10 protein-coding genes and 1 riboswitch are annotated in these 12,444 nt (G+C 45.3%); of the genes, 9 read left to right on the top strand and 1 reads right to left on the bottom strand.

What is annotated here, in order from left to right:
* Window position 1 precedes the first annotated feature (1 nt).
* The 6 genes from ODZ53_RS24055 to ODZ53_RS24030 all read left to right on the top strand — a co-directional run bounded on the left by ODZ53_RS24055 (window position 2) and on the right by ODZ53_RS24030 (window position 7,025).
* Window positions 2–1,126 (top strand): GerAB/ArcD/ProY family transporter, encoded by a 1,125-nt coding sequence (locus ODZ53_RS24055; RefSeq protein ID WP_372680588.1) that lies wholly within the window; start codon window positions 2–4, stop codon window positions 1,124–1,126.
* Window positions 1,126–2,286 (top strand): Ger(x)C family spore germination protein, encoded by a 1,161-nt coding sequence (locus ODZ53_RS24050; RefSeq protein ID WP_372680586.1) that lies wholly within the window; start codon window positions 1,126–1,128, stop codon window positions 2,284–2,286. The genes ODZ53_RS24055 and ODZ53_RS24050 overlap by 1 nt, the downstream gene beginning before the upstream one ends.
* Before the next feature lie 107 nt (window positions 2,287–2,393).
* A riboswitch (SAM riboswitch) is annotated at window positions 2,394–2,509 on the top strand.
* A gap of 101 nt (window positions 2,510–2,610) precedes the next feature.
* The gene (locus ODZ53_RS24045) at window positions 2,611–3,624 is read left to right on the top strand and encodes a methionine ABC transporter ATP-binding protein (RefSeq protein ID WP_372680584.1); all 1,014 of its coding nucleotides are present in this window, start codon (window positions 2,611–2,613) and stop codon (window positions 3,622–3,624) included.
* Complete coding sequence (locus ODZ53_RS24040) at window positions 3,625–4,290, top strand: methionine ABC transporter permease (protein ID WP_012684209.1); 666 nt, start codon at window positions 3,625–3,627, stop codon at window positions 4,288–4,290. It begins immediately after the preceding gene.
* 60 nt (window positions 4,291–4,350) lie between these two features.
* Complete coding sequence (locus tag ODZ53_RS24035; protein WP_142498488.1) at window positions 4,351–5,190, top strand: MetQ/NlpA family ABC transporter substrate-binding protein; 840 nt, start codon at window positions 4,351–4,353, stop codon at window positions 5,188–5,190.
* Window positions 5,191–5,378: 188 nt separating this feature from the next.
* Window positions 5,379–7,025: a peptide ABC transporter substrate-binding protein gene (locus ODZ53_RS24030; protein WP_372680581.1), complete on the top strand. Its 1,647-nt coding sequence runs from the start codon at window positions 5,379–5,381 to the stop codon at window positions 7,023–7,025.
* A gap of 56 nt (window positions 7,026–7,081) precedes the next feature.
* Here the strand turns inward: ODZ53_RS24030 and ODZ53_RS24025 are convergent, their stop codons facing one another.
* A complete protein-coding gene (locus ODZ53_RS24025) occupies window positions 7,082–7,531 on the bottom strand; it encodes an SRPBCC family protein (RefSeq protein ID WP_172142774.1) in 450 nt (149 codons plus the stop codon).
* A gap of 115 nt (window positions 7,532–7,646) precedes the next feature.
* Here ODZ53_RS24025 and ODZ53_RS24020 point away from each other — a divergent pair, with 115 nt between their 5' ends.
* The 3 genes from ODZ53_RS24020 (at window position 7,647) to ODZ53_RS24010 (ending at window position 12,390) form a co-directional block, all read left to right on the top strand.
* Complete coding sequence (locus ODZ53_RS24020) at window positions 7,647–8,450, top strand: DUF6597 domain-containing transcriptional factor (protein ID WP_372680579.1); 804 nt, start codon at window positions 7,647–7,649, stop codon at window positions 8,448–8,450.
* 241 nt (window positions 8,451–8,691) lie between these two features.
* Window positions 8,692–10,317: a peptide ABC transporter substrate-binding protein gene (locus ODZ53_RS24015; protein ID WP_372680577.1), complete on the top strand. Its 1,626-nt coding sequence runs from the start codon at window positions 8,692–8,694 to the stop codon at window positions 10,315–10,317.
* Between the two features lie 423 nt (window positions 10,318–10,740).
* Window positions 10,741–12,390, top strand: coding sequence for a peptide ABC transporter substrate-binding protein (locus ODZ53_RS24010; RefSeq protein WP_372680575.1), 1,650 nt, complete (start codon window positions 10,741–10,743; stop codon window positions 12,388–12,390).
* Window positions 12,391–12,444 lie beyond the last annotated feature (54 nt).

Raw genomic sequence — 12,444 nt, 5'->3', positions numbered from 1 at the left:
CATGAAGATCAACATCGATGTAAGTAAGGACAATACGATAACGGCATTTCTTGCAGGGGTGCTGGTGCATGCTACTCAAATTGGGGTGGGCATCTTGGGCTTTCAACGAATCGTTGCGAGGGAAGCAGGGCATGATGCTTGGATTTCGGTCGTACTTGCAGGCTTGGTTACTCATCTAACATTGTGGATCATTATCAAGACCATGCAAAAATACCCTTCGGCCGATATTTACGGCATTCAAGATGATGTGTTTGGAAGGTGGCTAGGAACTGCTGTCAGCATCATATATATAACCTTTTTTATAATGACAGCTGGAATCATTCTTCGCAGCTACATTGAGGTTGTCCAAACCTGGGTGTTCCCGAATTTACCTACGTGGATTTTGTCTGGAATCATTCTTTTTCTTGCGTACTACACCATTGTGGGGGGGATAAGAGTCATAGCGGGCTATACGTTTTTTTCCATAATTGCAACGCTATGGCTAGTCTTTGATATATATTTCCCTTTGCAATTTGCGCGGTGGGAATATTTGTTTCCGATCATGGATACCAGCTTTGAGAACCTTTTCAGAGGAATGCTGGCTATGTCCTTGACCAGTGTCGGTTTTGAGGTTCTCTACGTGGTCTATCCCTATGTACAGAATAAGGACAAGGTAAATAAAAGTGCACAGTTGGCGGTGCTGGTGACTTACATTATCTATTTAATTCTCATGATTGTAACCTTGGTCTTTTTTAGCCAAGGTCAGCTCATGAGGACGATTTGGGCCACACTCAATCTGCAAAAGATGGTGTACCTCCCCATTCTGGAAAGATTTGAGCTAGTCGTTATCTCGTTGTGGCTTATCGTCATCTTGCCGAATATCATGCTGTATTTGTGGTGCTCGGCGCGAGGACTCAAGCGCTTGTTTGGCTTCAACTTGCGAAGTTCATTGCATTGGATTTTGCCGGTGATTTATCTTGCTTCCTTGACGATGCTTTCCAGACAGCAGATGAATTGGCTTTATACAGTGCATGGGAAAATTAGCATATGGGTTGTATATCTGTACCCCTATTTTTTGTACATGATGGTTTTGCTGAAACAGCGAACGCAACGGGCAAAATCGAAGAGCAAAGGAGAGAGTGCCTGATGCTTGATGATCGAAAAAGGAGAATGCCCTTCATCAAACGTTTTTTGGCGTTGTGTTGTTCTGGCGTCATGGTGGTCACAGGCTGTGGAGATCGGCAGATTTTTGATGAAACTGGACTTGCCACAGCTGTCGGCTATGACTTGTCAAAGGATGGAAACATTCGTGGGACTGCAATCATGCCCTCCATTAATCCAGAGGCAAAACAAAAAATACAGATTTTCTCAGCAACGGGGGAGACCAGCAAATCAATCCGCGATCGGGTTAATTTACAATCAGATAAAAGAGTATTGGGTGGGCAGATTCGTGTCGCAATCTACAGTGAAAACTTGGCAAGACGTGGGCTTGGCAGTATCGTTGACACGTTGTATCGGGATTCATCTATTTCCAGCAGGGTTTATCTTTGCCTATTTGAAGGCGAAACATATGATATGTTAACGTATCCCTATTCGGAAGAAGGGAATATCGGAATCTATTTATACCGTATGATTGAGCAAAATATTGAAGGGGAAAAAATTCCTTCTTCCACCATGCATGAGTTTTTTCGAGCTTATTATGACAAAGGAATCGACCCGATCATGCCGTACATTGCAAGAAAGGGAAATGAGCTGCAAATCAAGGGTGTCGCATTATTTCGAGGGGAGCGTTATGTAGGGTGGATCACACCCAAGGAAGCCTTTTTAATCAAGCTCATGCATGGAAAATTCCGCATTGGAAGCTACGATACTTCTGTTCCTGCACATATTTTTGGCGAGGTACCCAAGAGTCGCGGAAGTAAAAAAGACCGTGTGCAGCTTGTCTTTGATACGATTTCCAGCCATTCAAAAATCGAGCTGACCCAAGTATCTCCCCCGATCTTTGATATTCACATCCGATTAAATGCGCGGATTTTGGAATTAACCCTCCCGTTAAAGCTAGAGAATGCAAGGTTGATGAAAATCATGGAACATGCACTGGAAGAAGAGCTCGGAAAAGAACTGCAGAAAGTAGTACACAAATTACAGGACCTCAATGTCGATCCAGCTGGTTTCGGGATCGTGTATCGTTCAAATAGAAGAGGGAAGGCAAATATGAAGCAGGCCGAATGGAGAAAGATGTTCAAAGATGCGACATTTCGCTTCCACATAAAGTCAACCATCATCCGCAACGGCGTCATGGATTAAAAAACTTTTTCCTGCTATTACTATTGACGTGATATTTTCAAAAAGGATATAATCCGTTTTGTATCATCAAGAAATAGAACAAACGAACATAATATACGTAGATATCTTTCTTATCAAGAGAGGCGGAGGGACAGGCCCTATGAAGCCCGGCAGCCGGTTCATTTTCGAATGAACGTCGCGGTGCCAATTCCTACAGGATTTTTGGATCTTGTGTAGATGAGAAGGGTGGATGCGAACGTATACAATTGCGTTGCAGCCCCTTTTTCGTTTATGAAAAAGGGGTTTTTATATTTTTATCAAGATTATGGTCGGGAGGTGGATGCGTTGATCCAACTGTGTCAATTGCATAAAAGCTATCAAGTACAAGGTAAAACCATCCCAGCGTTAACGGGGATCGACCTTTCCATAGAGCAAGGCGAAATATACGGGATTATCGGACACTCTGGTGCAGGGAAAAGTACGTTGATCCGGTGCATCAATTTGCTGGAGCGCCCAACTTCGGGGGAAGTTATTGTGGACGGCGTCGATTTGACGAAGCTAGATGAAGGGAAGCTGCAAGAAAAGCGCCGAGCAATCGGCATGATTTTTCAGCATTTCAACTTGCTGTCTTCTTCGACGGTCGGCGAAAATGTTGCTTTTCCGCTCAAGCTGGCAAAGCGTTCGAAGGCAGAGATTGATAAGAAAGTAAACGAGCTGCTGAAGCTGGTTGGCTTGGAGGCTCATAAGGACAAATATCCTTCCCAGCTGTCTGGCGGACAGAAGCAGCGTGTCGGGATCGCCCGTGCGCTCGCGAATGATCCAAAAGTGCTGCTCTGCGACGAAGCGACATCAGCTCTCGATCCGCAGACGACGAACTCCATTCTGGCACTGCTCCTGGACATTAACCGCAAGCTGGGCTTGACCATTGTGTTGATTACCCACGAGATGCACGTCATTCGCTCCATTTGTGATCGTGTCGGCGTGATTGATGGAGGAAAGATCGTCGAGTCGGGTAACGTACTGGATGTATTCCTTCGTCCAAAGCATCCAACGACACAAGAATTCGTGGAGCAAGTAGCCGATTCTACAGAGCTGCGCGAAGCGGTCGAGCACGAAAAGGCCTCGGGGAACCGCACGATTGCTCGTGTCACCTTCCTCGGAGAAAAAACATACCAGCCGATCCTGTTCCAAACCATGCAAGAGACTGGTACGGTGTTCAGTATTTTGCAGGGAACGATTTCTCGCATGAAAGATACGCCGTATGGTCAGTTAGTGATCGAGCTGGAAGGCGATGTCGCACAGAATCAAAAGACCATCGAGACGCTGCGCCAACGTGGCTTGGAAGTAGAGGTGATATAAATGGACTGGACATTCGAAAATGTGGATTGGGCTGAAATCGGCGAAGGTACGATGGACACGCTCACGATGCTTGGCTTCTCCACTCTGTTTACCGTCCTGATTGGTTTGCCGTTGGGCATCATTCTGTTTTTGACTTCTCGCGGACAGCTTTTGCAAAACCGCACTTTTTATACGATTGCATCATTCGTTGTCAACGTATTGCGCTCGGTACCATTTATTATTCTGATGATCTTGCTGATTCCAGTGACGAAAATGATCGTAGGGACTTCACTCGGCGTACTGGGTGCCATTCCGCCGCTCGTATTTGGTGCCGCTCCGTTTTTCGCACGTTTGGTGGAAACCTCTCTGCGTGAGATTGATAAGGGCGTGATTGAGGCCGCACAATCTATGGGTGCTTCCAATTGGCAGATCGTCTGGAATGTCCTTTTGCCAGAGTCTAGATCCGGTCTGATCGCGGGTATTACGATCACGACGGTAACACTGGTCTCCTACACAGCAATGTCTGGGGTAATTGGCGGTGGTGGTTTGGGTGACTTGGCGATCCGATACGGTTATCAGCGTTTCCAAACCGATGTTATGGTTGTGACTGTTGTTATTTTGCTGGTGATGGTACAGATCTTACAATCGCTGGGGGACCGTTTGGTTCTGAAATTCAGCCGCAAATAGGATCTTTCCATATAGATTGTCAAAAAATAAAACGAAATACATGCAAGGGGGAAATCATTCATGAAAAAGCTAGTCGTATCTGTACTTTCTACTGTGTTGGCATTTTCTTTGGCAGCTTGCGGAGGCAAAACCGAAACAGCACCTGCTCCGGCTGAAGGCGGCGCACAAGGCGGAAAACAGGAAGTAACATTGAAGGTAGGCGCTTCTCCCGTTCCACATGCAGCAATCTTGAAGTTCATTCAACCAAAACTGAAAGAACAAGGCGTGAACTTGGAAGTCCAAGAGTTCACTGATTACGTACAACCTAACGTTCAAGTGAACGAGAAACAACTCGACGCAAACTTCTTCCAGCACAAGCCTTACCTGGAAGACTTCAATAAAGGACAAAACATGAATCTGGTGCCAGTGGTGGCTGTACACATCGAGCCATTCGGCGCTTACAGCAAAAAAATAAAATCTGTAGATGAATTAGCTGATGGCGCAACAATCGCGCTGCCAAACGACCCGACAAACAGCGGTCGCGCACTCGCACTCTTGGAGAAAAACGGCGTGATCAAGCTGAAAGAAGGCGCTGGCATCAGCGGCACAGTGAAAGACGTTGTTGAGAACAAGAAAAACCTGAAATTCAAAGAAGTAGAAGCAGCAATGCTGCCGCGCGTTCTGGAAGAAGTAGATATGGCGCTGATCAACACGAACTATGCGCTGGAAGCAAAGCTTGTTCCAACCAAAGACGCTCTGTTTATTGAAGATAAAGATACGCCATACGCAAACATCCTGGTAGCTCGTCCTGACAACAAGGATTCCGAAGCCATTCAAAAGCTGGCAAAAGAACTGAACTCACCTGAAGTGAAAAAGTTCATTGAAGATGAATACAAAGGCGCGATTATTCCAGCGTTCTAATGTAGAAATAATTGATCGATCAACAAAAGCCCAACTGGCCGAAAAGCTGGTTGGGTTTTACTTTTGTTTATAATATAGTGAATTTTCATAAAATTAAATTAAATCTATACTAACCCCGTTTTCAACCCAATTCCGGTCGCGTATATTGTGTTTGGAACAGAAAAATACAGATAAGGGGGAATTTTCTGATGAAACGAAATCTCAAGTTGTTTCTTGGTGCGATGCTGGTCGCCGGAAGCGTGTTAGCTGGATGCTCCACGAGTACGCCATCGACGACAACCCCTCCAGCAGAGGGAAATGCAGCAAACGCTGAAAAGTCTGCAAATGCAAAGTCGCAGGTATTTCGGGCGAACATTATGAGTGAGCCTTCGACAGCGGACCCTGGTCTTGCGAAGGATGCCACTTCGGGAGCGATCATTCGTGCTACTTTTGATGGCTTGACGCGCTTCGATGCAAACGCAAAGCCAGTGAATTCAGTAGCATCTGATGTGAAGCTCTCAGATGACAAACTGGTGTATACGTTCACGCTCCGCGACTCGAAGTGGAGCAATGGAGACCCAGTAACTGCCCATGACTTCGTATATGCATGGAAGCGTGCACTTGGCAAGACCTTTGGTGCCGAGTATGCCTATCAGTTGTACTACATCAAAAATGCGAAGCCGATTCACGAAGGCAAGGCGAACCCCGACGAACTCGGTGCGAGGGCAATCGATGACAAAACACTGGAAGTCACGCTGGAGAATCCAACGCCTTACTTCCTGGAGCTGACGGCTTTCTACACGTACTACCCAGTTAACCAAAAAGTAGTGGAGGCTAATCCCAAATGGGCAAATGAAGCGGCCACACACGTAAGCAACGGTCCATTTAAGATGACAGCGTGGGAGCACAAGAGCAAAATCGTGCTTGAAAAGAATGAGCACTACTGGGATAAAGACGTAGTAAAGCTCGATCGCATTGAGTTTGCGATGATCGAGGACGATAATACAGCGCTGTCCATGTTCGAGAACGGTGAGCTGGATTGGGCAGGCCAGCCACTCGGCGGACTTCCCACCGATGCGATTCCGTCACTAAAAGACGCGGGAAAACTCGTTGTTCATCCAAAAGCGACGATGTACTGGTACAAGATGAATACGACAAAAGGGCCGCTCAGCAATGTGAAAATTCGTAAAGCATTGGCATACTCGGTAGATCGTCAAACTATCGTAGATAACATCACACAAGTCGGACAGGTGCCAACGATGGGGATGTTGCCGCAGTCCATGATTATCAAAAAAGATGGATACTTCAAGGATAATGATGTAGAAACAGCGAAAAAGCTGCTGGAAGAAGGCATGAAAGAGCTCAACGTGACAACGCTGCCTCCGATCACCTTGTCTTACAATCCAAGCGACAGACATAAGAAAATTGCCGAAGCGATTCAGGACCAATGGAAACAAAAGCTGGGCATTGATATAAAGATCATGGTAAAGGAAGCGGCCGTTCATTTGCAGGATATGCATGAACTCAATTACGAGATGGGCCGTATCGGTTGGAATGCAGACTTTAATGATCCGATGAACTACCTGGAAATGTTCCGAGATGGCAAAACAGGCAACAACGACACGGGCTGGGAAGATCCGCGCTATCAAGAGCTGCTGAAACAGTCATCGGTAGAAACTGATCCAGAGAAACGCAAGCAGCTGTTTGCAGAGGCTGAGCAAATCTTTATGGATGCCATGCCGTTGATTCCGCTGTTCACGGATGTGGATGTGTGGGTGCAAAGTGACAAGGTAAAAGGCGTTCAAGTAGATGGGCTCGGATTTATCGACCTCAAGTGGGCAGAAATGACGGAGTAACGAATAGAAAAAAATCCCGAGGCCAACGAAATTGCTGGTCTCGGGATTCTTTTGTATTAGAATCCAAAATCAAGTGTCTTGCCTGTCTCCGCATACGTCTTGATCGACGAGAGCATCATCGGCCAATTGTTGCTGGCACTTGCGTGGGAGGGATGGTTTTCTGTCCATTGATCCTGAATCAGCGTCAGCTTGGTGCAGCCGCCAACCGGTTCTAAGGTAATGGTGACGCGAGTCTGCAATTCCGCATGATTCTCGTAATAGGCAGGACCAGGATGTTCAGTGTAACTGAAAATGTGATGAGGTTCGAACTGCAAAATTTCCCCGTAAACATGCACCGTGTCGTCACCAGCTTTTCCCGGACCAACGTAAGCCATCTCATCGCCTACTTGAAAAGTTGAGCGAATCGTACAGCCAAAGAAAGTACTCTTTACGCCTTCATCGGAAGTAAGGGCATGCCAGACCTGCTCTGGCGTAGCACCAATGTAGAAATCGAAGCGAAGATCCATCGTTTTACCCCCTCATTTTTTCATTTGGGAATTGTAATCAAGTCTCCCAACTACTACTCTTACTATATGAAGAAATAGGTAGCGTGTATTGTAAAAACACGACAGGAGGCGCATCTTGGAAAAACAGACTGCCAAGCTCCCAAAGGGTGTACTGCATGCCATGATTGGACAGAAGAAATTTTCGCTAGTCAGATACGAGCCATCTGCTGAAATCAGCTACTTCGTGCAGCATTACTGGGTCGTCCGCTGGGATTTGCGTACGGAACCACCTTACTTGCAAACTGTACTGGCTCATCCCAATGTGAATCTGGTATTTGAAAAAGGAGCAAGTGGTATTTTTGGTGTAGCCCGCACGACTTCCTCGCATCTTTTAAAGGGACAAGGTCAGGTGTTCGGAGTAAAATTCAGGCCCGGAGGTTTTTATCCGTTTCTAAATGCCCCGATATCAAAGCTGAGCGGCACTTCTACCAGTCTGGAAGCCGTGTTTGGTGTTGCCACTGACCCGCTTGAGAAAGAAGTGCTAAGCCTGCCAAATGATGAGCAAATGATGAAAAGAGTAGAAGCCTTTCTATTCGAACATTTGCCGAAGCCTGACCCGAATGTTGCGCGCATTAGTGAAATCGTCAGGATGATCCAGGCAGATCGATCCGTACTCAAGGTAGAGGATGCCGTACAGTTGACCGGTATGAACATGAGGACCATGCAGCGCTTGTTTGATCGTTATGTAGGGGTTAGCCCGAAGTCGGTCATCCAACGATACAGATTGCATGAAGCAGCGGAGCAGATTGACCAAGGAACGGTCCGAGATTGGCTGGACCTGTCTACCTCTCTAGGCTACTACGATCACTCTCACTTCATTCGAGATTTTCGAGCAATTGTCGGTGTAGCGCCGAACGAGTATCGCCGAGCCCAAATTTAATCATAGTGAACCCCTTCGCCTTCTGGCTGGAGGGGTTGTTTCTTTCTGCATAAATTTTTATGTACGAGGCATACTTCATCATGATGAAACTACCAATTTTATTTCCTTTAATAGAATTTGATGTTTGAATAAAACATAATTAATTTTACTTAAAATGTCTTCAATATTACTAAAAATGCAGTATATTTGTGGAGTAGCTTTCAAGGAATCTTTACCGATAGAAAAAGAGGGGGTCAACACCATGAAAAAAAGCGTTTTTGCAGCAATGAGTTCTATCCTGGTTCTTAGTGCGGCGCTGGCTGGTTGTGGCGGCGGTGGTGAGAAAGCAGGCGAGCAAGGCGGTGCTTCTAAGGAGCAAACAAGCGGTCCTAAAGAATTGAGAATGAACATGATGTCCGAGCCACCAACTGCTGACCCTGCATTGGCTGAGGATTCTACTTCCAGTGCGGTTCTGCGTGCAACATTTGATGGTCTCACTCGTATTGGCGAAGATGGCAAACCACATCCATCTGTAGCAGAAAAAATTGACGTATCCGAAGATGGCCTTACTTATACATTCACTCTGCGTGACAGCAAATGGAGCAATGGAGAGCCAGTTACTGCAAAGGATTTTGAATTCGCTTGGAAGCGAGCGCTCAATCCGAAGACAGCAGCTAACTACTCCTACCAATTGTATTATCTGAAAAATGCAGAAGAATACAACAAGGGTAAAGCAAAAGCTGATGATGTTGGCGTAAAAGCGAAAGACGATAAAACACTCGTCGTGACTTTGAAGAACCCAACACCATTCTTCTTGGAGCTGACTGCGTTCTATACGTACTACCCAGTTAACCAAAAAGTAGTAGAAGGCAGCGATAAATGGGCAGGCGAAGCAAAAACTCACGTGGGTAACGGTCCATTCAAAATGGAAACATGGGAACATAAGAGCAAATTGGTTCTCGTGAAGAGCGATACCTACTGGGATAAAGACGCTGTAAAACTCGACAAGCTCAACTTCTCCATGGTTGAAGATGCAAATACAGAGCTGTCCATGTTCGACAATGACGATTTGGATTGGTCCGGAGCGCCTTTGAGCTCACTTCCTACCGATGCGATTCCTGCATTGAAAGAATCCGGTCAAATGCAAACACGCCCGATCGCGGGTACGTACTTGTACAAATTCAATACGGAAGTTCCGCCGTTCAACAACGCGAAAATCCGTAAGGCGTTTGCTTATGCTATCGATCGTAAATCGATCATCGACAACATTACGCAAGCAAACCAAGAGCCAGCTATGGGTCTGATCCCGCCAACAATGGCAGTGGCAACAAGCCCTTACTTCAAAGACGGCGATGTAGAAGCAGCGAAAAAGATGCTGGAAGAAGGTATGAAAGAAGAAGGCATTACCAAAATGCCTACCCTGACTCTTTCCTTCAACACGTCTGAAGGTCACAAGAAAATTGCCGAAGCCATCCAAGACCAATGGAAAAAAGCACTCGGCGTAGATATTAAGCTGGAGAACAAAGAATGGAAAGTATTCTTGGAAGATGTGAACCAAGGTAAATTCCAAATCGCACGTTCCAGCTGGACTGGTGACTACAACGATCCATACACGTTCTTGGACCTGTTCAAGGACAAAGATGGCGGCAACAACGACACGAAATGGGAAAATCCGAAGTACAAAGAGCTGCTGAACCAATCTGCTCTGGAAAAGGACCCAGAAAAACGCAAACAAATCCTGGCACAAGCAGAAGCTATTTTCATGGACGAAATGCCAGCAGCTCCAATCTACTACTACACACATTCCTATGTGAAAAAAGACAAAGTAAAAGGTGTAGTACTCGACGGTCTCGGTTTCGCAGACTGGAAATGGGCAGACATTCAGTAAGAAAAAGCGCATAGCTTGTTGTAATAAAAGAAGGGTGCTACGGCACTCTTCTTTTTTTTGTAAACCATTTTAAGAGAGAACAATGGAGCAGAGGATTAAAGGTGAGAGTAGGAATTATAAAATTATAAATTATATTACTATTGCCACTTTACTGAATGTAGATAAAATTGGGTGAACGAAAAAGTATGTAAATAAATGAGGGGTGAATCCTCAACTCTGAAAAAGCTTGATTTTATGCGGTTTTTATTAGAAATATCGAAAGAGGGATGTTTTGGAAATTTTATTTACTGATCAATTTGTTTTATAATTCATTAATTCTCTTTATAAATAAATAAAAATTTATTAAATCATTCTAAAACATATTTAAAAAATATATAAAACCATGTATATTGATAAAAGATTTAGAAAAGGGGGATTACTTGTATGAAAAAGAATGTTTTCGTGGCAATGAGTTCTATCCTCGTTCTTGGCGCGGCACTCGCAGGATGCGGTGGCGGAAACCAGGCGGCACCGGCAGATAACAACGCTTCCGGAGCAAAGACAGAAAATTCTGCACCAGCTGGCTCTAAAGTACTGAAACTGAACCTGCACTCCGAGCCACCAACAGCTGACCCAGGTATCGCGGAAGATACAACTTCCAGCACCATCATCACTGCTACCTTCGAAGGTCTGACTCGCGTTGGTAAAGACGGTAAATACAATCCGGCAGCAGCAGAGAGCTACACTGTTTCTGAAGACGGTAAAAAATATACATTCAAAATTCGTGATAACAAATGGAGCAATGGCGATCCAGTATCCGCAAAAGATTTCGAATATGCTTGGAAACGCGCTCTTAATCCAAAAACAGCTTCCAACTATGCATACCAACTGTACTATGTGAAGGGCGCAGAAGCCTACAACAAGGGCAAAGGTAAAGTAGAAGAAGTTGGCGTAAAAGCAATTGACGATAAAACACTCGAAGTAGAATTGGCGAACCCAACTCCTTTCTTCCTGGAGCTGGTTGCATTCAAAACATACTTCCCAGTTAATCCAAAAGTAGTGGATGGCAACGAGAAATGGGCTACCGATGCGAAAACAGTTGTTGGTAACGGTCCATTCAAAATGGATTCTTGGGAGCACAAGAGCAAGCTCGTCGTTTCCAAAAACGATAACTACTGGGATAAAGACAACGTAAAATTGGACAAAATCGAATTCTCCATGGTAGAGGATGAGAATACAGAGCTGTCCATGTTTGAAAACGGTGAACTGCACTGGGCGGGATCTCCAACTTCTGCACTACCAACTGACGCGATTCCGGCTTTGAAAGATTCCGGCAAAATGACAACACAGCCAATCGCGGGTACTTACTTCTACCGTTTCAACACAGAAAAACCACCGTTTAACAATGCAAAAATCCGTAAAGCTTTTACGTACGCAATCGATCGTCAAAGCCTGATCGACAACATCCTGCAAGCTGGTCAATTGCCTGCAACAGGCTATGTACCACCAAGCATGGCGCTGACCAAAGACGGCTTCTACAAGGATAACGACCTCGAAGCAGCGAAGAAAATGCTTGAGGAAGGTATGAAAGAAGAGGGCCTCACCAAATTCCCGGCACTTACTCTTTCCTTCAACACTTCCGAAGGTCACAAAAAGATTGCTGAGGCAATCCAAGACCAATGGAAGAAAAACCTCGGCGTAGACGTGAAGCTCGAGAACAAAGAGTGGAAAGTATACCTGGATGATGTACACCAAGGTAAATACCAAGTGGCTCGTGCAGGCTGGTTGGGTGACTTCAACGATCCAATCAACTTCCTGGAAATGTTCAAGGAAAAAGACGGCGGAAACAACGATACTCGTTGGGAAAATCCGAAGTACAAAGAACTCCTGAACCAATCCGCTCTGGAGCAAGACCCAGAAAAACGTAAAGCAATCCTGGCTCAGGCTGAACAAATCCTGATGGATGAAATGCCGATTATGCCAATCTACTTCTATACGCAATCTTGGGTTAAGGACGACAGAGTACAAGATGTTATCATCGATGGTCTGGGTGCTGTAGACTACAAATACGCAGATTTCGTAGAAAAGAAATAATAGCTGTGCAATTAAAAGAAGAGAGGTGCTATACTCACCTTTCTTCTTTTTTTA

This window comes from Brevibacillus sp. BD137, from assembly GCF_041644655.1.
Taxonomy (GTDB): domain Bacteria; phylum Bacillota; class Bacilli; order Brevibacillales; family Brevibacillaceae; genus Brevibacillus; species Brevibacillus brevis_D.
Note: the sequence above shows the minus strand (reverse complement) of the source record. Positions and strands in the feature narration are given on the sequence as shown.

Coding starts and splice junctions, on each gene's coding strand:
- ODZ53_RS24055 (WP_372680588.1), top strand. CDS start 2: ATGAAGATCAACATCGATGTAAGTAAGGACAATACGATAACGGCATTT.
- ODZ53_RS24050 (WP_372680586.1), top strand. CDS start 1,126: ATGCTTGATGATCGAAAAAGGAGAATGCCCTTCATCAAACGTTTTTTG.
- ODZ53_RS24040 (WP_012684209.1), top strand. CDS start 3,625: ATGGACTGGACATTCGAAAATGTGGATTGGGCTGAAATCGGCGAAGGT.
- ODZ53_RS24035 (WP_142498488.1), top strand. CDS start 4,351: ATGAAAAAGCTAGTCGTATCTGTACTTTCTACTGTGTTGGCATTTTCT.
- ODZ53_RS24030 (WP_372680581.1), top strand. CDS start 5,379: ATGAAACGAAATCTCAAGTTGTTTCTTGGTGCGATGCTGGTCGCCGGA.
- ODZ53_RS24025 (WP_172142774.1), bottom strand. CDS start 7,531: ATGGATCTTCGCTTCGATTTCTACATTGGTGCTACGCCAGAGCAGGTC.
- ODZ53_RS24015 (WP_372680577.1), top strand. CDS start 8,692: ATGAAAAAAAGCGTTTTTGCAGCAATGAGTTCTATCCTGGTTCTTAGT.
- ODZ53_RS24010 (WP_372680575.1), top strand. CDS start 10,741: ATGAAAAAGAATGTTTTCGTGGCAATGAGTTCTATCCTCGTTCTTGGC.